Source organism: Arenibacterium halophilum (assembly GCF_005938225.1).
GTDB lineage: Bacteria > Pseudomonadota > Alphaproteobacteria > Rhodobacterales > Rhodobacteraceae > Arenibacterium > Arenibacterium halophilum.
This window is the reverse complement of sequence record NZ_VCPC01000002.1, coordinates 425319-447365: the sequence shown is the minus strand read 5'-3', so window position 1 is coordinate 447365 and position 22047 is coordinate 425319. Positions and strand designations below refer to the sequence as shown.

The 22047-nt window shown below is 63.2% G+C and carries 21 protein-coding genes; 15 read left to right on the top strand and 6 right to left on the bottom strand.

The features are described from left to right. Positions 1–2: 2 nt before the first annotated feature. Positions 3–668 carry an SOS response-associated peptidase gene (locus FGK64_RS08900; RefSeq protein WP_138863462.1) on the bottom strand — a complete coding sequence of 222 codons (666 nt, stop codon included), beginning with the start codon at positions 666–668 and terminating at the stop codon, positions 3–5. Between the two features lie 114 nt (positions 669–782). Between FGK64_RS08900 and FGK64_RS08895 the strand changes: the two genes are divergently transcribed. Beyond that, positions 783–2600, top strand: a complete 1818-nt coding sequence (locus FGK64_RS08895) for a tetratricopeptide repeat-containing sulfotransferase family protein (RefSeq protein WP_138863461.1) — start codon at positions 783–785, stop codon at positions 2598–2600. 142 nt (positions 2601–2742) lie between these two features. Here the strand turns inward: FGK64_RS08895 and FGK64_RS08890 are convergent, their stop codons facing one another. Further along, positions 2743–4311: a bifunctional metallophosphatase/5'-nucleotidase gene (locus FGK64_RS08890; protein WP_138863460.1), complete on the bottom strand. Its 1569-nt coding sequence runs from the start codon at positions 4309–4311 to the stop codon at positions 2743–2745. A 129-nt stretch (positions 4312–4440) separates the two neighbouring features. Between FGK64_RS08890 and FGK64_RS08885 the strand changes: the two genes are divergently transcribed. From FGK64_RS08885 to arsC, 3 genes are read left to right on the top strand one after another with little or no spacing between them, the layout of a single operon-like run. Beyond that, positions 4441–4779 (top strand): DUF952 domain-containing protein, encoded by a 339-nt coding sequence (locus FGK64_RS08885; protein ID WP_138863459.1) that lies wholly within the window; start codon positions 4441–4443, stop codon positions 4777–4779. Further along, positions 4776–5834, top strand: coding sequence for a quinone-dependent dihydroorotate dehydrogenase (locus FGK64_RS08880; RefSeq protein WP_138863458.1), 1059 nt, complete (start codon positions 4776–4778; stop codon positions 5832–5834). Before FGK64_RS08885 ends, FGK64_RS08880 begins: the two co-directional genes overlap by 4 nt. Next, positions 5831–6181 carry an arsenate reductase (glutaredoxin) gene (gene arsC, locus FGK64_RS08875; RefSeq protein WP_138863457.1) on the top strand — a complete coding sequence of 117 codons (351 nt, stop codon included), beginning with the start codon at positions 5831–5833 and terminating at the stop codon, positions 6179–6181. Before FGK64_RS08880 ends, arsC begins: the two co-directional genes overlap by 4 nt. Here the strand turns inward: arsC and FGK64_RS08870 are convergent. Genes FGK64_RS08870 through FGK64_RS08860 form a run of 3 tightly spaced genes read right to left on the bottom strand, consistent with a single transcriptional unit; the run spans position 6178 to position 8463 of the window. After that, entirely contained in the window at positions 6178–7530 is a 1353-nt protein-coding gene (locus FGK64_RS08870) for an MATE family efflux transporter (protein WP_138863456.1), read from the bottom strand. The genes arsC and FGK64_RS08870 overlap by 4 nt on opposite strands. After that, entirely contained in the window at positions 7523–8044 is a 522-nt protein-coding gene (locus tag FGK64_RS08865; RefSeq protein WP_138863455.1) for a PaaI family thioesterase, read from the bottom strand. The genes FGK64_RS08870 and FGK64_RS08865 overlap by 8 nt, the downstream gene beginning before the upstream one ends. Further along, positions 8041–8463: a PaaI family thioesterase gene (locus FGK64_RS08860; RefSeq protein WP_138863454.1), complete on the bottom strand. Its 423-nt coding sequence runs from the start codon at positions 8461–8463 to the stop codon at positions 8041–8043. Before FGK64_RS08860 ends, FGK64_RS08865 begins: the two co-directional genes overlap by 4 nt. 209 nt (positions 8464–8672) lie before the next feature. On the opposite strand from FGK64_RS08860, the gene FGK64_RS08855 reads away from it, so the two are divergent. The 10 genes from FGK64_RS08855 to FGK64_RS08810 all read left to right on the top strand — a co-directional run bounded on the left by FGK64_RS08855 (position 8673) and on the right by FGK64_RS08810 (position 19396). Then, positions 8673–9041 carry a MerR family transcriptional regulator gene (locus FGK64_RS08855; protein WP_138863453.1) on the top strand — a complete coding sequence of 123 codons (369 nt, stop codon included), beginning with the start codon at positions 8673–8675 and terminating at the stop codon, positions 9039–9041. Positions 9042–9242: 201 nt separating this feature from the next. Continuing rightward, positions 9243–9644, top strand: a complete 402-nt coding sequence (locus FGK64_RS08850; RefSeq protein ID WP_138863452.1) for a MerR family transcriptional regulator — start codon at positions 9243–9245, stop codon at positions 9642–9644. Between the two features lie 53 nt (positions 9645–9697). After that, positions 9698–11479, top strand: coding sequence for an acyl-CoA dehydrogenase C-terminal domain-containing protein (locus FGK64_RS08845; protein ID WP_138863451.1), 1782 nt, complete (start codon positions 9698–9700; stop codon positions 11477–11479). Positions 11480–11503: 24 nt separating this feature from the next. Further along, complete coding sequence (locus FGK64_RS08840; RefSeq protein ID WP_138863450.1) at positions 11504–11716, top strand: hypothetical protein; 213 nt, start codon at positions 11504–11506, stop codon at positions 11714–11716. Between the two features lie 61 nt (positions 11717–11777). Further along, on the top strand, positions 11778–12902 hold the full coding sequence (locus FGK64_RS08835; protein ID WP_138864266.1) for an acyl-CoA dehydrogenase family protein: 1125 nt from the start codon (positions 11778–11780) through the stop codon (positions 12900–12902). A gap of 298 nt (positions 12903–13200) precedes the next feature. After that, positions 13201–13839, top strand: a complete 639-nt coding sequence (locus tag FGK64_RS08830) for a glutathione S-transferase family protein (RefSeq protein WP_138863449.1) — start codon at positions 13201–13203, stop codon at positions 13837–13839. Between the two features lie 11 nt (positions 13840–13850). Next, positions 13851–15062 (top strand): acetyl-CoA C-acetyltransferase, encoded by a 1212-nt coding sequence (locus FGK64_RS08825; RefSeq protein ID WP_138863448.1) that lies wholly within the window; start codon positions 13851–13853, stop codon positions 15060–15062. Next, positions 15062–15550 carry a hypothetical protein gene (locus FGK64_RS08820; RefSeq protein ID WP_138863447.1) on the top strand — a complete coding sequence of 163 codons (489 nt, stop codon included), beginning with the start codon at positions 15062–15064 and terminating at the stop codon, positions 15548–15550. The genes FGK64_RS08825 and FGK64_RS08820 overlap by 1 nt, the downstream gene beginning before the upstream one ends. A gap of 74 nt (positions 15551–15624) precedes the next feature. Continuing rightward, the gene (locus tag FGK64_RS08815; RefSeq protein ID WP_138863446.1) at positions 15625–17826 is read left to right on the top strand and encodes a 3-hydroxyacyl-CoA dehydrogenase NAD-binding domain-containing protein; all 2202 of its coding nucleotides are present in this window, start codon (positions 15625–15627) and stop codon (positions 17824–17826) included. 253 nt (positions 17827–18079) lie between these two features. After that, entirely contained in the window at positions 18080–19396 is a 1317-nt protein-coding gene (locus FGK64_RS08810) for a PDDEXK-like family protein (RefSeq protein ID WP_138863445.1), read from the top strand. 193 nt (positions 19397–19589) lie between these two features. Here the strand turns inward: FGK64_RS08810 and FGK64_RS08805 are convergent, their stop codons facing one another. After that, entirely contained in the window at positions 19590–20234 is a 645-nt protein-coding gene (locus tag FGK64_RS08805; protein ID WP_138863444.1) for a sulfotransferase family protein, read from the bottom strand. A 109-nt stretch (positions 20235–20343) separates the two neighbouring features. Here FGK64_RS08805 and FGK64_RS08800 point away from each other — a divergent pair, with 109 nt between their 5' ends. Beyond that, on the top strand, positions 20344–21969 hold the full coding sequence (locus tag FGK64_RS08800) for an AMP-binding protein (protein ID WP_138863443.1): 1626 nt from the start codon (positions 20344–20346) through the stop codon (positions 21967–21969). The last annotated feature ends 78 nt before the right edge of the window (positions 21970–22047 follow it).

Here is a 22047-nt window from a genome sequence, read left to right as displayed (position 1 = left end):
TCTTATCCCGCAATCGGCTCAATCAACTCCGCCCCGCGCGCCCGGTTGGAATTCACTTTCGGATCCACCCGGTGCCAGCCAAGCACGCCCGCTGCGCCGGGCTGCATCAGCCGCGCGGCCCCCTGCCCGTCTTCGCCCAGCCACAGCCCCCAATCATCGGGTTCCAGGACCAACGGCATCCTGTGGTGAAGCTGCGATACCTCTTCGTTTGCTGCCGTCGTCACGATGGCACAGGTGTCAATCGGGTCGTCCCCCTTGACCCACGACTGCCAAATCCCGGCAAACGCGATGGGCGCCCCGTCGTTCCGTGTAAAATACCACGGCAGCCGCGTACCCTCGGGCGTCTTCGTCCACTCGTAAAATCCGCTTGCCACGATCAGACACCGCCGTGCGCGGCACGCCGCACGAAAGGCAGGTTTATCCGCCAGGGTCTCGGCGCGCGCGTTGATCAGCAAAGGCCCGTCATTCTCGGCCTTGTACCAATGCGGCAGAAACCCCCAGCGCATGCCGACCAAACGGCGCGAGGCCTCGGCCGACCGCACCACATGAACCCGGTTCGTGGGACAGACATTGTAGTTCGGCACCTCCGGAAGGTCATTGGATGGCACCGCCGCAAACAGCTGCGCCATCGCATCCGGCGGAAGGGTGACTGCAAAACGACCACACATTCCCATAGAATAGGCCGCGCGCGCCATGGCGCAAGTCAAGCGTACCGCATGCGCACCACACTGGCATCCGGGTGGAATCGCTGACAATCCGCCTGCCGAAGACATCTTTTTGTGATGGAATATTTACAATCTCCGCCAAACCGCGTTTGTCGGACTGGCGCGACGACAACAGGCCGTACTTCCATGCAGACCGACATCGACAAAGTCCTGGCACTCCTGCGAGAGGGATCGCCCAAAGCCGCCTTCAAGCACGCACGCCAGATCGCATCGCGGCATCCAAAACACCCCGTCGGGCATAACCTGTGTGGAATCGCGGCGTCTGCCATGACGCGCTACGCCGACAGCGTCGAGCATTTCCGCAAGGCACTGAAACTGGCCCCCGATTTCCACGATGCCCGAAAGAACCTGGCGCAATCCCTGCTTCTGCTGGGCCGGCCCGAGCTTGCGATCCAGCAGCTTGACCGGCTGACCACGCCCCTTTCGGGCGATGGCGACCTGTTCTATTTGCTGGCCCAGGCCCGCCTTTCCGGCGGCGACCTGACCGGCGCCTCGAAGGCTGCGGATCGTGCCATTGCGCTGCAGCCCGAGCGGGCACGCAACTTCAACCTGCGCGCGGTTCTGCGCGACCGGCTGGGCCAACAGGCCGCCGCGCTGGACGACTACCACGAAGCGCTGCGTCTCAATCCCGCGGATGTCGAGACATTGATCAACATCTCGCTGCCCCTTGCCCGCCAGCTGCGCACCGACGAGGCCCGCGCCGCACTCGACCGGGCCGTCAGCCTTGCGCCCGAGCACCCCGGCGCCCGGCTCCGGCTGGCCGCACACCTGACCGAAACCGGCGACACCCAGGCCGCGATCGCGGCCTTGCACGAGGTACTGCGCCTGACCCCCGACAGTGCCGACGCGCTTGATCGTCTGGCGCGCCTGAACGATACCGAGGCCAACCGCGCCCTGCTGCCAAGGATCGAGGCCGCGGCCCGGCGCCTCCCCCGCACCGACTCGACCCGACCGCTGCTGCAATTCGCACTGGGACACATCGCCGCCCAAGAGGGCGACCCGGCCGCAATGGCACGCGCGCTGGGCGAAGCCAACCGCGCCATGGCCCGCCAGATGCCCCACGACGCGGAAGCGGCCGAGCGTCTGGATGCCCGGATCATGGATATCCCGCTGGAATTCGGCACCGCAAGCCGGCACCCGGGGCCGCGTCCGATCTTCGTGGTGGGTCTGCCTCGATCCGGCACCACCCTGGCCGAAGCGATCCTGGCCGCGCATCCCCGCGTGACGGCGCTGGGCGAGCGGGCGAGCGCGGGCATCCTGCTCTACCCCAAGATCGAGGCGGGCGCCCCCTTCGACCAAGCGGCACTAGAAGCGATCCGCTCTGATTATACCGCGATGCTCCCCGATCTGTCCGGCACGACAGAGGCCTACGTCGACAAGATGCCCGACAACTACCGCCTGGCCGGGCTGCTGGCCTCCGCCTTCCCCGAAAGCCGGATCATCCATATTCGCCGCGATCCGCGCGACGTGGCGCTGTCGATGTGGCGGACCAGCTTCACCGGCGCCGCGCTTGCCTATACCTACGACATGTCCGCCATGGCCCGCCGTTTCAACGCCTATGCAAGGCTGATGGCGCACTGGCAGGCGGTGATCCCGGCGACACAGCTTGTGTCCCTGAGCTACGAATTCATCACCCGCGACATTGCAGAGGCGTCAAACAGCCTTGCCGATGCATGTGGCCTGAACCGAGCTCCCGAAATGGCCGAACCCAACCGCCATGCCGGGCAGGTTCTGACGGCCAGCGCCACACAAATCCGCCAGCCTGTGCATGCCCGTTCGGTCGGCGGGTGGCGGCACCACACCGCGATGCTGCAGCCCTTGATCGACGGTCTTGACCCAGCGCTGTGGCCCGAACTCCAATCACCGATCGATTGATCGCGCCTGCGCGCGGCGCCTCCCTGACGTGGCTGTTTGCAACCTCACAAAAGCCGGGCGTTAGCCGCCCTTCATTATTCCCAAAATACTCCGGGGGAGTCCGCGCAGCGGACGGGGGCAGAGCCCCCGCCCCTGGATCACGTCATTTGCGCGAAATACGCCCGTCGGTATAGGGCGCATAAGGCGCGTGGGTGGCCAGATATTCCGCCGTGACGTCGGCCAGGTCAGGGCCGAAATCATAGGCGTTTTCCGCGTTCTGAAACATCTTGTAGCCGTCGCCGCCATTGCGGACGTAGTTGTTCGAGACCACGCCATAGGTTTTCGCCGGGTCCAGCGGCACCCATTGGTCAGCCTCCATCACGAAGACCTCGCTCACGCGCGCGCCCGGCTCGGCCGCCGCGTCAAAGGCGAACTTCATTCCGGCGACCTGCGGAAAACGGCCGCCGCCCTCTTCCACCTGGCTCACGCCATTCTCCAGCGCCGCCATCATGGTTTCGCCCGACACCTGAAAGGTCGACAGCGTGTTCTGGAATGGCAGCACGGTCAGCACTTCGCCCATTGTCACCTCGCCCGCGTCGATGCTGGCGCGGATGCCGCCGCCGTTCTGAATCGCGATCTGGATGCCCTGTTCCTTGACACGGGCCAGCATCGCATCGGCGATCAGGTTGCCCATGGTGCATTCCTCGGCCCGGCAAACAGCCCGGTCACCACCAATGGCCTGATCGGTCTGGGCGACCACCTTGTTGCGAATTTCGTCAAGGGGTTTCGCCGCCTCGGCGATGCGCTCGACAGTTGGCGTATCTTCGGCGACGGCGGCATCCATGATCAACGGCGCGCCGCTGGCGCTTGTCACGACCCCCTCATCATCAAAAGTCACGTTCAGCTCGCCCAGGAACTTGCCGTAGGCATAGGCCGATACGATGGCGACGCCGTTCACCATCGTCGGGTAAGGGCCCTCGGCGCCCTCCATCTCGCCCAGCAGCGTGTTTGAATGCCCGCCCACGATCACGTCGACTCCGGTGGTTTCCGCCGCAACGCGCTGGTCCACGCCATATCCCGAATGCGACAGCACGATGATCTTGGTCACGCCCTCTTCGGTCAGCCGGTCCACCTCGGACTGCACCGCATCGACCGGATCGGTGAAGATGATGTTCGGCCCCGGGCTCGCCAGCTCGTCGGTGTCCTGCGGGGTCAGCCCGATCATGCCAAGCTTTTCGCCGCCGCGCTCGATGACGGTTGATTTCATCAGCTTGCCGGCCAGTTGCGGTTCGCCCGAGACATCGGCATTGCTCATGAGAATCGGAAACTCGATGGCGTCCATGAACCCGCGCAGGACCTCGGGGCCATCGTCGAATTCGTGGTTGCCAACGGTCATCCCGTCATAGCCAAGCTTGTTCATCATCTCGGCGGCCAGCTTGCCCTTGTAATACGTGTAGAACAGCGTGCCTTGAAACTGGTCTCCACCATCGACGAGGATCGAATTGTTCGACCGGGCGCGCGCATCCTTGATCGCGGTGACAAGGCGCGCGGTGCCGCCAAAACACTTGCCTTCGCCGTTGTCCTCGGCGGAACAACCGCTGTCATACTTGCTGATCGGTTCAAAGCGGGCGTGGAAGTCGTTGGTGTGCAGAATGGTCAGGCTGTAGTCGGCCTGCGCCACGCCCGCGCTTAGGGCAAGTGCGGCGCTGGCGGTCAGGAATCGAGTGATCATGGCAAAGCTCCCGGTCGGTTTATGGCCAAAGCCTGCGCCGGTTTCCGGATCGAGTCAAAGCCTGTCGCAGCGGAAGGCCGCCCATCGCGGGGGCTTGCGCCTGTCGCGTGCCCAAGGCATCACCGTTCCATGCGGATTTACAAGATACTCAGGGCCCATGAGTGGGCCGCGTTTCAGGCGCAGGGCGAAACCGCCGGCGCCCCCGTGGACGAGGCCGACGGCTTCATCCATTTCTCGACGGCTGCGCAGGCGGCGGAAACGGCGGCAAAACATTTCGCCGGGGCCGACGACCTGATGCTGCTGACGCTGGAATCCGAGGCGCTTGGCCCCGACCTGAAATGGGAGCCGTCGCGCGGCGGTGCGCTGTTTCCGCATCTTTACGGGCCTTTGCGGCTGGCCGATGTGATCGTGGCGCAGGACTTGCCGCTGATCGACGGAGCTCACAGCTTCCCCGAGGGGATGGAATGAGCGCGCTGGAACAGATCGGGCTGGCCGCGCTGCGCCAGATTGACCCCGAGCGCGCGCATGGTCTGGCGTTGCGTGCACTGCGCGCGGGGTTGGCACCAATGCCCGGGGTTGTAACTTCTCACCGGTTGCGCACGCAGATGGCGGGGCTTGATCTGCCCAACCCGATCGGGCTGGCCGCCGGGTTCGACAAGAACGCGGACTGCCTTGCGCCGCTGGTGCGATCCGGCTTTGGCTTTGTCGAGGTGGGCGCCGCCACCCCGCGCCCGCAGCCGGGCAACCCGAAACCGCGCCTGTTCCGCCTGAGCGAGGATCGCGCCGCGATCAACCGCTTCGGGTTCAACAACGACGGGATGGAGGCGATTGCCGCCCGGCTGGCCGCGCGCCCCACCGAAGGCGTGATCGGGCTGAACCTTGGCGCCAACAAGGACAGTACAGACAAGTCCGCCGATTTCGCCCGCGTTCTGCGCCATTGCGGGGCGCATCTGGATTTCGCCACCGTCAACGTTTCGTCGCCCAACACCGAAAAGCTGCGCGATCTTCAGGGCAAGGAGGCGTTGAAGGCGCTGCTGACCGGCGTGATGCAGGCGCGGCGCGAGCTGCCGGCGCCGCTGCCGATCTTTCTGAAGATCGCACCCGATCTGAGCGAATCCGAGATCGAAGACATCGCCAGCCTTGCACTCGACAGCGGCGTGTCGGCGATTGTGGCCACCAACACCACCCTGTCGCGCGACGGATTGCGCAGCGCGCATCGCGATCAGGCGGGCGGCCTTTCCGGTGCGCCACTGTTCGATCGCTCGACGCGCGTTCTGGCACGGCTGTACAGGCTGACCGAGGGCGAGGTTCCGCTGATTGGCGTGGGGGGCATTGGCTCGGCCGCAGATGCCTATACAAAGATCCGCGCCGGGGCTTCGGCGGTGCAACTTTACACCGCGTTGGTCTACCAGGGTCTCAGCCTTGGCGCACGGATCGCGCAGGAGTTGGACGCGCTGTTGGCGCGGGATGGCTTTGCCTCTGTCGAGGCGGCGGTGGGAACGGAAAACGGAAAGTGGACATGATCGAATACTGGCATAATCCGCGCTGCTCGAAATCGCGTCAGGGGCTTGCCCTGCTGGAAGAACATGGCGCGAAGCTGCGGATTCGCCCCTACCTGAGCACGCCGCCCACGCTGGCCGAGCTTGGCGCCGCATGGGAGGCATTGGGCCGCCCACCGGTGATCGACATGATGCGAACCGGCGAGAAGACCTTCAAGGAACTGGGCCTGACCCGCGAAAGCCCCGAGGCCGAGTTGATGGAGGCGATGGCCGCGCATCCGATCCTGATCGAACGCCCCTTGGGGATTTCAGGCGGCCGCGCCGTGATTGGCCGCCCGCCCGAGGCACTGCTGGAGCTGCTGCAAGACTAAAGCGCGCCTGCGGCTGTGGCGCGTTCCAATGCGGGATAGCGGATCGCCAGCGTGATGCCACGCGCCACGAAAGATGCAAGGAAGGCCGCCCACAGCCCGGCGTTGCCGTAGATCGGAATCAGGACAACCGCGATCACTGCAAAGATCGCGGCGGACAGCAGCGCCATGTTGCGCATGTCCGCCGTGCGGGTCGCGCCGATAAACACGCCATCCAGCAGCCAGCTGGCCGCGCCCAGGATCGGCACCAGCGCCATCACCACCAGATAGCCGCGCGCCGATGCGCGCACGCCTTCGGCCGTGGTCATGATGTCGATCAGGGTGCCCCCGCCGAACAGGAACAGCGCCGCCAGCGCCAGCGCGCCGATCCCCGACCATACCCCCGCCAGCCAGACCGCCCGTCGCAGGCGCGGCACGCTGGCCGCCCCCACCGCCTGCGCCACCAGCGATTCCGCCGCAAAGGCGAAACCATCCAGCGCAAAGGCGGTGATCTCGATGAATTGCAGCAGGATCTGGTTGGCCGCCAGCGTCACATCTCCAAAGTCGGATCCGACAAAGACGAAGGTGACAAAGACCGACATCAGCGCCAGCGACCGGATCAGGATATCAAGATTGACGGTCATCATACGTTTCAGCCGTTGGGCGTCGAACACCCGCGCCCAGTCACGCCACGCAGGCCCGATGAACGCGCCCCGGCACAGCCAGAGCGCCAGCGCCAGCCCCGACCATTCCGCCAGAAAGGTCGCCAGCGCCACACCGCGCACGCCCCAGCCAAGGCCCAGCACGAACCACAGGTCCAGCGCGATGTTCAGCCCGTTCATCCACAATTGCAGCACCAGCACCGCGCGGGTGCGTTCCTGCGCGATCAGCCAGCCGGTGACGCCGTAGATGGCAATCGCCGCCGGTGCGGACCAGACCCGCACACCCATGTATTGCCGCGCCAGCGTTTCCACCTCGTCCGAGGCGGGCGACACGGCGAAGGCCCCGGCGAACAGTGGCAGTTGCAACAGGATCAACAGCGCCCCGCCCGACGCGCCGATCAGGATGGCGCGGGTCAGGATGGCCGTCACCTCGGCATGACGGCCCGCGCCCAGCGCCTGCCCGGCCAGCCCGGTGGTGCCCATGCGCAGAAACCCGAATACCCAGTAGAGCGAGGACAGAATGATCGCGCCGATGCCCACCGCGCCAATCGGGGCAGCGGCGCCGATCTGGCCGATCACACCGGTATCGACCGCCCCGAGGATCGGCACGGTCGCATTCGACAGCACGATCGGAACCGCGATCTTCAACACCCGGGCATGGGTGATCGGGCGATCCTCAACGCCGGTGCCGGAGGCGGCGATGTCAGCCATTCTGGGCGCGCTTGGGTTGCGGCATCAGGAACCGCCCCGTGGCCTGCGCGAAAGGTCGGTCGCGGTTGTCCTGCCAGGATTCGGCCTGCACGCTGGCATAGCGCCGCCCGCTGCGGGTAATCGTCGCGCGCGCATAGGCATCGCGCGGCAGGCCCGAGCGCAGGTAATCCACCGTGATCCCGATGGTCTTGGGTAGGCGCGGCATGGTTGCGGGCGTCAGCGCCGACAGGTCGAGTTCGCCGCTTTCGATATCGGGCCACAGGTACGACCAGCTGAGCGTGACGATCGAAGCCACCTCGAGAAACGCCGCCGTCACCCCGCCGTGGATCGCGGGCAAAGTCGGGTTGCCGATCAGCATGTCCTGAAAGTTCAGCACAGCGGTCAGCTCGTCTCCGCGCCGGTCAAACGTGATGTTCAGGAAGCGCGCATAGGGGATGCCCTGCAACAGCGCGGCCAGCGCGGTATCGCGGCGTTGTTTGACCACCTGCACGGGTTCGGGACGCGGGCGGCTCATGCGTTGGCGCCCACGGTGAATGATCCGCTGGCGCGGGCTACAGGGCTGTCGGTATCGTCATCCACCGCCGTCGCCGTCACAAAGGCCACGTTGCGGGTGATGTGTACGCAAGTGGCGCGGGCCACGACGGTTTGGCCCGGAGTCGCTGCGCGCATATAGTCGATGCGCAGGTCGATGGTGGCGGTCACGCCACGCGCATCGGGGTGCGACATCACGGCCGTGCCACAGCAGGTATCCATCACGGTAGAGACCGCGCCGCCGTGAATCACTCCGGTTGCCGGATCGCCCACAAGCCGCGCATCGTAGGGCAGCGCCATTTCGGCATAGCCGTCGCCCAATTCGGTCAGCGTCATGCCCAACTCGCGCGCATGGGGCAGCGCGGTGATGAATTTCTGCGCCATCTCGGCGTTGGTCGGCATGGGCGGGCTCCGGCTGGCTGATGTCGTACGATGTTATGGCCGCAGCGCGCGTCCAAGGACAACCCCGGTTGCGGCGTCGCACCCTGCGCGCTACCTTTGCGCGCGTTTTTACGGCACTTGCCCTCGGGGCACCTTGAAGCCCCCCGCCCTTCCTGTGAAACTGCAACCAACACCGGGCCCGGCCCGTGGCAGGAACTGGGGAAGAGGCCATGCAGGACAAGGAACTGACGTTCAAGGAGATGTGCGCCACATTCGACGTCACTCCGCGCACGCTCCGTTATTACGAATACATCGAACTTCTGCACCCGCGCCGCGAAGGCCGGTCGCGGTTTTACGGTGCGCGCGAACGCGCCCGGATGACGCTGATCCTGCGGGGCCGCAAGGTGGGATTTCAGCTGGAAGACATCCGCCAATGGCTGCTGATCTACGAAAATGACGGCACCGAGGCGCAGATGCGGGCCTTCATCGACATGGCCGACCGCCAGATGGTCGAGCTGACGGAACAGCGCAAGCAGATCGACGAGGCGATGGACGAGCTGCAGAAACTGCGCCGCGAATCTCTGCGCGAAATCGGCTGAACTGAGCGCAACTGCGCAAACTGCCCGGCTCGGCACTCATCTGACAGCGACGCAAGATTGCGTGAAACGCGGTTGACGCGACATACTGTTACGTCAACTTCCTCGTGACGCGACGTCGAACTTACGTCAACGTAAACTATCGTTGTAATTGAAGGCGACCGATCTCAATTCGTCGCCGTTTCCTAATGACGAGATGAACCGATGACCGAAACATACATGACCATCCGCGAGATGTGCGACGCCTTTGGCGTCACTGCGCGCACCCTGCGGTTCTATGAAAGCAAGGAACTGCTGTTCCCGCTGCGACAGGGCCAGAAACGGCTGTTCACACGGCGCGATCGCGCCCGGCTGAAGCTGATCCTGCGCGGCAAGCGATTTGGCTTCAGCCTGGAGGAAATCCGCCAGTTGCTGGACATGTACGACATGGGCGACCAGCAGAACACGCAGCTGCGCCGCACCGTCGAAATCGCCCGCGAACGGCTTGCCGACATGGAACGCCAGCGCGACGACCTGACCGCCGCCATCGACGAATTGCAGGAACAGCTGCGATGGGGCGAGCAGATGGTCGCCGCAAGTGAAACACGGCGCGCCGCTGCCGAATAGGCGGCGCCCCACCCTTAACACAGACCACACCGACGACATTCAGGGAGGCCAGAATGCCCAGCTATACCGCCCCGACCAAGGACATGCAGTTCATCCTTCACGAGATGCTGAAAGTGTCTCAAAGTGATGTGCCCGGCTATGACGAGCTTGAACCCGAGTTCACCTCGGCGGTGCTGGAAGAGGCGGGCAAGATCAGCTCCGAAGTGCTGCACCCGCTGAACGTGGTTGGGGATACACAAGGCTGTACGCTGGAAAACGGCGTGGTGCGCACGCCTGAAGGCTTCAAGGCGGCGTTTGACCAGATGCGCGACGGCGGCTGGCCGGGTCTGGACATGCCCGAGGAATTCGGTGGCCAGAATATGCCCTATGTGCTGAACACCGCCGTGGGCGAGATGTTCTCGTCGTCGAACCAGGCCTTTACGATGTATCAGGGCCTGACTCACGGCGCCGCCTCGGCGATCCTGGCGCATGGCTCGGACCAGCAAAAGGCAACCTATCTGCCGAAAATGGTGTCCTGCGAATGGACCGGCACCATGAACCTGACGGAATCGCACTGCGGTACCGACCTGGGCCTGATGCGTACCAAGGCCGATCCGCAGGACGACGGCAGCTACAAGATCACCGGGCAGAAGATTTTCATTTCGTCCGGCGAACACGACATGGCCGACAACATCATCCATCTTGTGCTGGCGAAAATCGCCGGCGGCCCCGAAGGCATCAAGGGCGTGTCGCTGTTCATCGTGCCCAAGTTCCTTGTCAACGAAGATGGCAGCCTTGGAGCGCGCAACGGTGTGGCCTGTGGCAACATCGAGGAAAAGATGGGCATTCACGGCAACTCGACCTGCGTGATGAACTATGACGGCGCCACCGGGTATCTGTTGGGCGAAGAGCACAAGGGCATGCGCGCCATGTTCACCATGATGAACGAGGCCCGTCTGGGCGTCGGGATGCAGGGTCTGGCGCAGGCCGAAATCGCTTATCAGAACGCGCTGTTCTACGCCAAGGACAGGCTTCAGGGCCGTGACGTGACCGGCGCCAAGAATCCCGATGGCCCGGCCGATCCGCTGATCGTGCACCCCGACATCCGCCGCAGCCTGATGGACCAGAAATCCTTTGCCGAGGGCGCGCGCGCCTTCATCCTGTGGGGCGCTTCGATGATCGACAGTGCGCACCGCAAGGGCGATAAGGATGCCGATGGGCTCGTGTCGCTGCTGACGCCGGTCATCAAGGGCTTCCTGACCGATCAGGGCTATGACATGACGGTGCAGGCCCAGCAGGTGTATGGCGGGCACGGCTATATCGAGGAATGGGGCATGTCGCAGTTTACCCGCGATGCCCGGATCGCGATGATCTACGAGGGCGCCAATGGCGTTCAGGCGCTGGATCTCGTGGGGCGCAAGCTGGCGCAGGACGGCGGCAAGCATGTGATGGCCTTCTTCGAGATGGTGAAATCCTTTGCCAAGGAAAACGCCGGCAAGGACGAGGCGTTTGACCGCGACTTCCTCGAACCGCTGAAATCAGCCTCGAAGGATTTGCAGGCGGCGGGGATGTATTTCATGCAGCAGGGCGTGAAGAACCCCAATAACGCGTTGGCCGGGTCTTATGACTTCATGCACATGTTCGGTCACGTCTGCCTTGGGCTGGTCTGGGCCCAGATGGCGCTGGCCGCCCGCGCCGCGCTTGACGCCGGCACGCAGGACCCCACGTTCTACGAAACCAAGCTGGCGACCGGGCGCTATTACATGGCGCGCCGCCTGCCCGCGACCAAGATGCACCTCGCCCGCATCGAAAGCGGCGCCGATCCGGTGATGACGCTGGACGCCGCCAACTTCTGATCAAGGCGCTCGAAAGGACACCCGATGCCGAAACGCTTTCGCCTGACCCGCCGCTTTCCCGTTGCCATGACGGAAGACGGATACCGGAGGCTAAAGCGGTTCGCGCAGGAGGCCGGGCTTGACGAAGGCGAGGCGCTGTCGTTCCTGTTCGAGAACTTTACAAGCGTGGTGGATCAGGACAACCTGACCCACCGCCTGCGCCAGTTCAACGCCGAGCTGGACGCGCGCAAGACCTAAGGAAAGACAGGAACGGAAGGGGAGAGCCGTGACGGAAAAGCTGGTCAACGAAGGCGCATGGATGCGCGACGAGCACCGTATGATCGCCGAGATGACGGCGCAGTTCATCGAACGCGAATGGGTGCCGAACTATGAACGCTGGCGCAAGCAAGGCATCATGGATCGTGAAATCTGGCAACAGGCTGGCGAACTCGGACTGATCTGCCCATCCATCCCCGAGGAATATGGCGGCGCGGGCGGCGATTTCGGCTTTGATGCCGCGATCCTGATCGAAGCGGCGCGCGCCAACCTCGCCAGCTGGGGCATGGCGATCCACGGTCCCATCGTGTCGCACTACATCCTGGCCTATGGAACAGAGGATCAGAAGCGCCGCTGGCTGCCCCGCATGGCCAAAGGCGAGATGGTCGGCGCGCTGGCGATGACGGAACCCGGCACCGGATCCGACGTTCAAGCGATCCGCACCAAGGCGGTCCGCGACGGCAACAGCTATCGCCTCTCGGGGCAAAAGACATTCATATCGAACGGCCAGCATGCCAATCTGATCCTCGTCGCCGCGAAAACCGACCCGACCCAAGGTGCCAAGGGCGTGTCGCTTGTGGCGGTCGAAACCGACGGCGCGTCGGGGTTTCAGCGCGGCCGAAACCTCGAAAAAGTCGGCATGCACGCGGCGGACACCTCTGAGCTCTTCTTCGACAATGTAGAGATCCCGCCCGAGAACATCCTTGGCGGGCAGGAAGGCCAGGGCTTTTATCAGATGATGCAGCAACTCCCGCAGGAACGGCTGACCATCGCCTGCACCGCGCAGGGCGCCATGGAAGGCGCGCTGACACGCACCATCGCCTATGCCCGCGAACGCGAGGCCTTCAACGGCCCGATCATGCAGTTCCAGAACACCCGCTTCAAACTGGCCGAATGCAAGACTCTGGTCGCCGCGTCGCGTGCCTTCCTGAACGAATGTATGGAGGAGCACCTGCGCGGCGAACTTGGCGTCGACAAGGCCGCGATGAGCAAACTCTGGTCGACCGAGGCCCAAGGCAAGGTGCTGGATGAATGCCTGCAGTTGCACGGCGGCTATGGCTACATGATGGAATATGCCGTGGGCGAAATGTGGGCCGACGCCCGGGTCCAGCGCATCTATGGCGGCACCAACGAAATTATGAAGGAACTGATCGCGAGGGGGCTATGACCGATCACCGCCACGCCCGCAGCACCACCTGGACCGCCTCCGGCGGGAGTATTTGGACAAAGAAGAAGCAGAGGACAGTCCACCCGGCGGCTCTAACGCGATCCAACTCTCCGTCACTCGCACAAGAGGCGCCGGGCTTCTCCTTTGGCGGTCATCGGCTCTCCAGCCTGTACCGCGCCTGTGACAAGACAGGATCAACGTTAAAATCGGGTTACCAAGCAAGCAGGTCCCCTTCTTCTTTGCAAAAATACTCAAATCCAACGGTTGCACCACACGCCCGGGGAGGGGCTTGCGCGCGATGACTATCCAACTGCACTGCTTCGGTGAAAGCGGGAATTCCTACAAGGCGGCGCTCGCTTTGCAGCTGTCGGGCCTCGACTGGGAACCGGTCTATGTCGATTTTTTCAACGGCGCCACACGCACCCCTGAATTCCGCAGCGGTGTGAACGTGATGGGCGAGGCGCCTGTGCTGGTCGACGGCGATCTGCGGCTGACGCAATCCGGCGTGATCCAGCAATATGTCACCGACAAGAGCGGCAAATTCGGCGGCACGACGCAGGCCGAAAAATACGATGTCCTGCGCTGGGTTCTATGGGACAACCACAAACTGTCGAGCCAGGCGGGAATGACCCGGTTTCTGATGAATTTCCTGCCGGAAAAGCACCGCAACCCGGATATCATCGCCTTCTCGCAGGGCCGCCTGAAAGCGGCCTACGATGTGCTGAACGCGCATCTGGACGGGCGCGACTGGATCGTGGGCGATGGCGTGACCAATGCCGACCTGTCGTGCTGCGGATACCTGTACTATCCCGAGCCCTTTGGCTTTGACCGTGCCGACTGGCCCCATATCGATGCCTGGCTGACCCGGCTCTCCGAGCAGCCCGGCTGGAAACACCCCTATGACTTGATGCCCGGCTCGCCTGCCGACCGGGCCTGACGGAGGACCACATGACCGACGCTTATATCTATGATGCCTTGCGCACCCCGCGCGGCAAGGGCCGCAAGGATGGCGCCCTGCACGAGCTGACTTCGGTGCGCTTGTCCGCGCTGACGCTGAACGCGCTGAAAGAGCGCAACAACCTGGACGGCCACGCCGTCGAGGACGTGATCTGGGGCAATGTGACCCAGGTGACGGAACAGGGCGGCTGTCTGGCGCGCTCGGCGGTGCTGGCGTCGGATCTGGATGAATCGATCCCGGGCCTGGCGATCAACCGCTTTTGCGCCTCGGGCATGGAGGCGGTGAATCTGGCCGCCAACCAGGTACGCGGCGGCGCGGGCGAGGCCTATATCGCCGGCGGGGTCGAGATGATGGGCCGGGTCCCGATGGGCAGCGATGGCGCGGCGATTGCCGTGGATCCGACACTGGCGATGGAGAAGTATTTCGTACCGCAGGGGATTTCCGCCGACATCATCGCCACCGAATACGGGTTCACCCGGGACGAGGCCGATGCGCTGGCCGTGGAATCCCAGCGCCGGGCCAAGGCCGCCTGGGACGATGGCCGTTTTGCCAAATCCGTCATCACCGTGCGCGACCAGAACGGCCTGCCGATCCTGGACCGCGACGAATACATGCGCCCCGAGACCGACATGCAAAGCCTTGGCGCGCTCAAGGCCTCGTTCAAGGACATGGGCGAAGTGATGCCCGGTTTCGACAAGGTGGCGATGCTGAAGTACCCGCACCTTGAGCGGATCAACCACATCCACCATGCCGGCAACTCCAGCGGGATCGTCGATGGCGCGGCGGCCGTGCTGATCGGGTCGAAGGAATTCGGCGAGAAGAATGGCCTGAAACCCCGCGCGCGCATCCGCGCCACCGCGAAGATCGGGACAGACCCGACCATCATGCTGACCGGGCCGGTGCCGGTGACGCAGAAGATCCTGGCTGACAACGGCATGGCGATCAGCGACATCGACCTGTTCGAGGTGAACGAAGCCTTTGCCAGCGTTGTGTTGCGGTTCATGCAGGCCTTCGATGTGGATTCCAACCGCGTTAACGTGAACGGCGGTGCCATCGCCATGGGCCACCCGCTGGGTGCCACGGGGGCAATGATTATCGGCGCGCTGCTGGATGAAATGGAACGCGCGGATAAGGAAACCGGGCTGGCGACGCTGTGCATCGCCTCGGGCATGGGCGCGGCCACGATCCTCGAGCGCGTGTGATGCTGAACCTGCAGGACTTCATGGACCGGGTGATCGAGGCCATTCATGCCTCGGACGTCAACGCCTATCTGTCGATGATCGCCCTGCCCTATCAGGTGATCACCGCCTCGGGCACGCGGACCTTCGTGCGCGAGACGGACATGGCCGACCATTTCCACCTTTTCTGCACGGGGCTGCGCGACCTTGGGTTCAGCGACCTGCGGCATCACGTCTTCGACACCGTGATGCTGGGGGAAACGCTGGCTACGGGCACCTACGAGACGCAGCTGTACCGCCACGACGAAGGCTTTGTCGCGCCCTATCGCTCGGCCATTACGCTGCGGCGCGATGCGGGCGTGTGGCGGGCGGTGTCGACCGCGCACACCATCGGCCATGCCGACTGGATGGAGCGGTTGCAGGCGATGGATCGCACCCGTGTCAGCCGGTCCGAGGGCCCGCCGACGCGGCTGTCGGATGCGTCGCCACGCGTAGGCCGTGGGTCCGCCTGAGCGCCTGACCTGACCAAGACATTTCGGGGCGCACGCCGTGCCCCATCTCAGATACCCCACGAAGGGAGAAACAGATGACCGATTTTACCATGACCACCGGCGACGACGGCGTTGCCATCATCACCTGGGACTGCCCCGGCAAGACGATGAACGTGATGTCGATCGAGGGCCTGTCGGAACTTGACGCGCTGGTCGACACGGCGCTGGCGGATGATGCCATCAAGGGCATCGTCATCACCAGCGGCAAGGAGGGTTCCTTTGCTGGCGGGATGGACCTGAACCTGCTTGCCACGCTGAAGGAACAGGCGGGCGACGATCCGGCCAAGGGTCTGTTCGAGGGAACGATGCAGATGCACGCCCTGTTGCGCAAGATCGAGCGCGCGGGCATGGACCCGAAAACCAACAAGGGCGGCAAGCCGATTGCCGCCGCACTGCCCGGCACCGCGGCGGGCATCGGGCTGGAACTGCCGCTGGCAACGCATCGCATCTTCGTGGCCGACAACCCCAAGGCGCGCATCGGCCTGCCCGAGATCATGGTCGGCATCTTCCCCGGCGCAGGCGGCACCACGCGGCTGGCGCGCAAGCTGGGCGCGATGGCGGCCTCGCCGCTGCTGCTGGAAGGCAAGATGCTGGAACCGGCCAAGGCCAAAGGCGCGGGCGTGATCGACGAGGTCGTCGCCGACCCGCTGGCCGCCGCGAAGGAGTGGGTGCTGACCGCCAAGGACGCCGACATCCTGAAACCCTGGGATGCCAAAGGCTATAAAATGCCCGGCGGCGCCCCCTATCACCCTGCCGGGTTCATGACCTTCGTCGGCGCCAGCGCCATGGTCCACGGCAAGACCCAGGGCGCCTTCCCCGCCGCCAAGGCCCTGCTGAGCGCGGTCTACGAAGGCGCGCTGGTGGATTTCGACACCGCGCTGAAGATCGAGGCGCGCTGGTTCACCCATGTGCTGATGAACCCATCCTCGGGCGCGATGATCCGCTCGCTGTTTGTCAACAAGGAGGCGCTGGAAAAGGGCGCCGTGCGTCCCGAGGGCGTGCCGGACCAGCGCGTCAAGAAGCTGGGCGTGCTGGGCGCGGGCATGATGGGCGCGGGCATCGCGCTGGTCTCGGCCCAGGCGGGGATCGAAGTGGTGCTGATCGACCGCGACCAGGCCGCCGCCGACAAGGGCAAGGCCTATACCGAGGCCTATCTGGACAAGGGCATCCAGCGCAAGAAGGTCACCCCCGAGAAGAAGGACGCGATGCTGGGCCTCATCACCGCCACCCCCGATCTCGACGCGCTGAAAGGCTGCGACCTGATCATCGAGGCGGTGTTCGAAGACCCCAAGGTCAAGGCCGAGATCACCCAGAAGGTGGAACAGGTCATCCCCGAGGACTGCATCTTTGCCTCCAACACCTCGACCCTGCCGATCACCGGGCTGGCCAAGGCGTTTTCGCGGCCCAAGGATTTCATCGGCATCCACTTCTTCTCGCCGGTTGAAAAGATGCTGCTGGTCGAAATCATCAAGGGGCAGGAAACCGGCGACCGGGCCGTGGCCAAGGCGCTGGATTACGTCCGCCAGATCCGCAAGACGCCCATCGTGGTCAACGACGCGCGGTTCTTCTACTGCAACCGCTGCATCATCCCCTATGGCAACGAAGCGACGCGCATGGTCACCGAAGGCGTCGCGCCGGTGCTGATCGACAATGCCGCGCGGCAGCTGGGCTTCCCCGTGGGGCCGATCCAGCTGGGCGATGAAACCAGCATCGACCTGGCCGCCAAGATCACCCGCGCCACGAAAGAGGCGATGGGCAACGAATACCCCGCCTCCGAGGCCGACGACCTGGTGTTCTGGATGGAGGAAAAGGGCCGCCTGGGGCGCAAGGCCAAGGCCGGGTACTTCGACTATGACGAGAACGGCAAGCGCATCGGCTACTGGAAGGGCATCCACGACAAATACCCCCTCGCCGAGGAACAGCCCGACCTGATCGAGGTGCAGGAACGGCTGATGTTCGCCCAGGTGCTCGAGGCCGTGCGCGCACTCGAGGAAGGCGTGCTGGAAGACATCCGCGAAGGCGACGTGGGCGCCGTTCTGGCCTGGGGCTTTGCGCCGTGGTCGGGCGGGCCGTTCAGCTGGCTCGACATCATCGGCACCCCCTACGCCGCCGAACGCTGCGACCAGCTGGCCGCCAAATACGGCGAGCGCTTCAAATGCCCCGACCTGCTGCGCGAGATGGCCGCCAAGGGCCAAAGCTTCTACGGCCGCTTCGGGCCAGAAGCCAAGGCAGCCTGAGGAGAGTTAAGAGAGGCGCCTTCGGGCGCCTCTTTTTTTTGGGGGAATTCGGCTCATAGCTGAGATTCATTCTAGGCCAGAGTATTGCAGATGCCAGCACATCCTGTGTAGGAAAGACCCTTTTGTGTGCTGCGCCGTTGCTTTCTCATACTTTCCGTGTCAAACATCGAAAGGATTGAAGCGCCGCGAAGTTAGCCTAAGCTGCGGGTCAAAACATTCAACCCTGTACAATATTATTTTTTGAGATTTGCCAATGAGTGCCGTTCCGGATTTAAATACCGCCCCGACCTTGGATGACTTTGAAAGCTTATTCGTCAACAACCGGGACCTCGACAATGTCAGGGCACACCTTTCGAAGTTCAATCCGATTAAAACCATGCGAATGGCAAGAATGGAAATCCGTCATTCAGCCATTCTCGCGTGGCTTCTCAACCCCCAGGAAACGCACGGTTTGGGGGATAAGTTTCTGAAAGCTTTCATCTCTGAGGCTCTACGGGGACATCCTACGGCCATGCACCCATCAGCGTTGCAGGTATCCCAAGCTGACATGATGGATACGGAAGTTCGACGCGAATGGAGGCATATTGACATTCTCTTGCTGAGCCCAGCAAACAAATGGATCTTCGTGATCGAAAACAAGTTCGATAGCGGACAACACACCAATCAGCTGGCGCGCTATCTGAAGTTGGTCCAATCGAGCTTTAGCAAAGACGACTTTTCTCATATTCGAGGCATCTTTTTGTCGCTTTGGGACGAAGATCCTGACGACGACAGATATGCTCCTATTAACTATGGGTCAATCTGCGAGATCCTGGAGCAGCAAGCCGTGTCGGGACGCCACCCCCTGACTGCCGAAGTTGAAACATTTGTAAAGCATTATCTTGAAATTATCCGGGAAGCTACGGGAATGAGTGAAGAGCAGAAAGAACTGGAGAAGCTTGCTAGGCAGCTTTATCGCGATCACCGGCGCGTTTTGGACTTTGTCATTGAGCACGGAAAAGCGACAGACTTCTCGTTCGCATGCGACTCGGTTTTTGGGGAGGGACTGGAGCACGGAAATATAGTAGAGGTTGATAATGAGAGATTCGTTTTCAATAACTGTGACGCAAGCAGCATTAGTTTTCTCCCCCAAAGCTGGCATAAAGCACTTGGCGGGGGAAAACTTTATTGGAACGGTTGTGAAAACTGGGCGATGGGATTTCCCATCACAATGTGGATAAGCCTGACAGTTGATGCAGACGGCACATCAGGAAAAATTAGACTGATGTCCGAAGTCGGCCCGGCAAGTGATCACGAGTTTCGTCATGATTTGATCAACGGCATTCAGAATGCCACCAAGACGAATAGCAGGCTGCGAATCAAATTTCAAGCAGGCGCAGCAGATGAAGGCCGCAAATACTCGAAGATTTTTAAGAAGAACTTTTTCAACGTGGAAGACGTCCAAGATCAAGAAAGGATTGCAGAATTAATCAAAAAGGCTCTGAAGGATTTCAGGCCCGAGATTGATGCGATCGCGGACATCCTTCCAAAATTCGCATCATATGGAAAATTCGGAAAGAGCGGAGAATGAAATCGCTCATTTAGCTCTCTTGTCAGTGAGTCGTACCTTCGCCAAATTCCACAAGCGTGGTAGGCGTCCAAAGTTGAAGAGCGCCCCTGAATCGATTGGCGAGAGACGATAAAGCGCTTCTATGACAATCATACAGGACGCGGCGAAGCGGCTAGAATCCACCCCCTCGCAACATCAATGTACACGTACCCCCTTAAAACCCATACCCAAACCGCGCGATGTCCTCTGAACACGCCAACGCCACAGCCTCGGCGCTTTCGTCATCGTAATATGTCCGGTGGTCCCTTGCGCGGGCGGAGGTGTTGACCCGCTCCAGGGCAAGGGGAAAGCCGAGGTGGTGGAACAGGGGGGCGGCGTCTTGATCGAAATGCTCGATGCGGATGAATAGCGCGGGGCGGTCCTCGCCGTCGCTGCTGCGCAGGTAGGACGCGGCCGGGTTGGCCTGGAAGGCGGCGATGGTCTGGGGGGCGGTCACGAAGCCCTTGAAATCAAGCGTGCGGGCCAGGGTCACCGCCGGGTGGTCGAAGGTTTGCGCGCGCAGCCAGTGGTAATAGCTGACCGCCCGGTCCCACGGGTTGCGCACGAGGGTGAAGGCGAACAGGTCGTTCAGCACCTCTGTCGGGACCAGCCCCTCGACATCGGCGCGGGTGGAATGTTTCCACAGCCGCCCGCGCGCCGCCCCCTGCGCCGCCCGGCCGCGCCGCCGCAGCGCCTTGGGCGTGTCCCCCAATAATATATCATCCTTCATCGCGCGCGCTTCCAGCGCCAGCGCCAGCGCCGTGCCCCCCGTCTTGGGGATATGGATGAACAGGTATCGCCGCCCGGTGCTGAGGATCATGCCGCAAGGCTAGCGGTTTTCCCCGCCTTCGCAATCGCATAACGGGCTTTCCTTCGCGCGCGCCCCGGCGCAGAATTGGCGCGACGCGGCACAGATGGGAGGGGCTGACATGGGCTGGATGGCGGATGAAACCGGGCTGGAGAAGGGGCCGGCCAACTATGTGCCGCTGACCCCGCTGTCGACCCTGCGGCGGGCGGTGTCGATCTATGGGCCCGAGCTGGCCGTGGTCTATGGCACGCATCGCAAGACCTATGTGGAATACGCCGAACGCATCACGCGGCTGGCCTCGGCGCTGGCGGCGCGGGGCGTGGCGCCGGGCGATGTGGTGGCGACGCTGATCCCGAACCTGCCCGCCCAGGCCGAGGCGCATTTCGGCGTGCCCGCCTGTGGTGCGGTGCTGAACACGATCAACACGCGGCTGGATGTGGATACGGTCGCCTATATCCTGGGTCACGGCGGTGCCAAGGTGGTGCTGGCCGACACGCAGTTCATTGATCTCGCCGAACAGGCCATCGCCGCGCAGGACGGCCCCGCGCCGATCCTGATCGAAGTGCCCGACGAACAGGCCGGGTTCCCCGCCACCGGGCGGCATCTGACTTATGAGGACATGCTGGCCGGGGCCGATCCTGCGTTCGAGTGGATCATGCCCGACGATGAATGGGAAAGCATCGCGCTGAACTACACCTCTGGCACCACCGGTCGGCCCAAGGGCGTGGTCTACCACCATCGCGGCGCCTATCTGAACGCGATGGGGCAGATCCTCAGCTGGCGCATGGTGCTGCGGCCGCGCTACCTGACCATCGTGCCGCTGTTTCACTGCAACGGCTGGTGTCATACGTGGATGATGCCGATGCTGGGCGGGCGCATCATCTGCTGCCGCGACATCACGGCGCCTGCGATCTTTTCCGCCATCGCCGACGAAGGCGCGACCCATTTCGGCGGGGCGCCCATCGTGCTGAACATGCTGGTCAACGCCCCCGAGAGCGAGCGGCGCGCCTTCGATCACACGGTCGAGGTGTTCACGGCAGGCGCCCCCCCTGCCCCGGCGACGCTGGCCCGGATCGAACCGATGGGGTTCAACGTGACGCAGGTGTACGGTCTGACTGAAACCTATGGCCCGGCAACCGAGTGCACCTGGGGGCCCCACTGGGATGATCTGCAAGGCGACGACCGCGCCGCGATCAAGGCACGTCAGGGTGTGGCGATGCCGATCTACGACCACATCACCGTGATGGACGACCAGATGCGGCAAACCCCGATGGATGGCGAAACCACCGGCGAAATCATGATGCGCGGCAATGGGGTGATGAAGGGGTACTACAAGAACCCCGAAGCGACAGCCGAAGCCTTCAAGGGCGGCTATTTCCACTCGGGCGATATTGCCGTGCAGCACCCCGACAGCTTCGTGCAGATCACCGACCGGGCGAAAGATGTGATCATCTCCGGCGGCGAAAACATCTCGTCCGTTGAAGTCGAAGGCGTGCTGATGGGGCATCCAGATGTGATGCTCTGTGCCGTGGTGGCGAAACCTGACGAGAAATGGGGCGAAGTGCCCTGCGCCTTTGTCGAGCTGAAGCCGGGGGCGATGGGGGATGCTGCCGCGCTGATCGCCTTTGCCCGCGAAAGGCTGGCCGGGTTCAAGACGCCGAAACAGGTTGTGTTCGGAGAGCTGCCAAAAACCTCGACCGGGAAAATTCAGAAATTCGAGCTGCGCGGCAAGGCCAAGGCGCTGTGATGATGGCGAATTCTGCATCCTGTGTGGCTTCTGGGCACGTTATCCCGTTTACCGCAGTCAAAGCGGCGTGATAGGGCT

What these genes read in the sequence shown, in the direction of transcription:
- FGK64_RS08880 (WP_138863458.1), top strand. Translation starts at nt 4,776, where the DNA reads ATGAGCGCGCTGGAACAGATCGGGCTGGCCGCGCTGCGCCAGATTGAC.
- FGK64_RS08825 (WP_138863448.1), top strand. Translation starts at nt 13,851, where the DNA reads ATGACCGACGCTTATATCTATGATGCCTTGCGCACCCCGCGCGGCAAG.
- FGK64_RS08860 (WP_138863454.1), bottom strand. Translation starts at nt 8,463, where the DNA reads ATGCCGACCAACGCCGAGATGGCGCAGAAATTCATCACCGCGCTGCCC.
- FGK64_RS08840 (WP_138863450.1), top strand. Translation starts at nt 11,504, where the DNA reads ATGCCGAAACGCTTTCGCCTGACCCGCCGCTTTCCCGTTGCCATGACG.
- FGK64_RS08830 (WP_138863449.1), top strand. Translation starts at nt 13,201, where the DNA reads ATGACTATCCAACTGCACTGCTTCGGTGAAAGCGGGAATTCCTACAAG.
- FGK64_RS08895 (WP_138863461.1), top strand. Translation starts at nt 783, where the DNA reads ATGGAATATTTACAATCTCCGCCAAACCGCGTTTGTCGGACTGGCGCG.
- FGK64_RS08845 (WP_138863451.1), top strand. Translation starts at nt 9,698, where the DNA reads ATGCCCAGCTATACCGCCCCGACCAAGGACATGCAGTTCATCCTTCAC.
- FGK64_RS08900 (WP_138863462.1), bottom strand. Translation starts at nt 668, where the DNA reads ATGTGTGGTCGTTTTGCAGTCACCCTTCCGCCGGATGCGATGGCGCAG.
- FGK64_RS08885 (WP_138863459.1), top strand. Translation starts at nt 4,441, where the DNA reads ATGCGGATTTACAAGATACTCAGGGCCCATGAGTGGGCCGCGTTTCAG.
- arsC (WP_138863457.1), top strand. Translation starts at nt 5,831, where the DNA reads ATGATCGAATACTGGCATAATCCGCGCTGCTCGAAATCGCGTCAGGGG.
- FGK64_RS08800 (WP_138863443.1), top strand. Translation starts at nt 20,344, where the DNA reads ATGGGCTGGATGGCGGATGAAACCGGGCTGGAGAAGGGGCCGGCCAAC.
- FGK64_RS08870 (WP_138863456.1), bottom strand. Translation starts at nt 7,530, where the DNA reads ATGGCTGACATCGCCGCCTCCGGCACCGGCGTTGAGGATCGCCCGATC.
- FGK64_RS08850 (WP_138863452.1), top strand. Translation starts at nt 9,243, where the DNA reads ATGACCGAAACATACATGACCATCCGCGAGATGTGCGACGCCTTTGGC.
- FGK64_RS08815 (WP_138863446.1), top strand. Translation starts at nt 15,625, where the DNA reads ATGACCGATTTTACCATGACCACCGGCGACGACGGCGTTGCCATCATC.
- FGK64_RS08865 (WP_138863455.1), bottom strand. Translation starts at nt 8,044, where the DNA reads ATGAGCCGCCCGCGTCCCGAACCCGTGCAGGTGGTCAAACAACGCCGC.
- FGK64_RS08855 (WP_138863453.1), top strand. Translation starts at nt 8,673, where the DNA reads ATGCAGGACAAGGAACTGACGTTCAAGGAGATGTGCGCCACATTCGAC.
- FGK64_RS08890 (WP_138863460.1), bottom strand. Translation starts at nt 4,311, where the DNA reads ATGATCACTCGATTCCTGACCGCCAGCGCCGCACTTGCCCTAAGCGCG.
- FGK64_RS08805 (WP_138863444.1), bottom strand. Translation starts at nt 20,234, where the DNA reads ATGATCCTCAGCACCGGGCGGCGATACCTGTTCATCCATATCCCCAAG.
- FGK64_RS08810 (WP_138863445.1), top strand. Translation starts at nt 18,080, where the DNA reads ATGAGTGCCGTTCCGGATTTAAATACCGCCCCGACCTTGGATGACTTT.
- FGK64_RS08835 (WP_138864266.1), top strand. Translation starts at nt 11,778, where the DNA reads ATGCGCGACGAGCACCGTATGATCGCCGAGATGACGGCGCAGTTCATC.
- FGK64_RS08820 (WP_138863447.1), top strand. Translation starts at nt 15,062, where the DNA reads ATGCTGAACCTGCAGGACTTCATGGACCGGGTGATCGAGGCCATTCAT.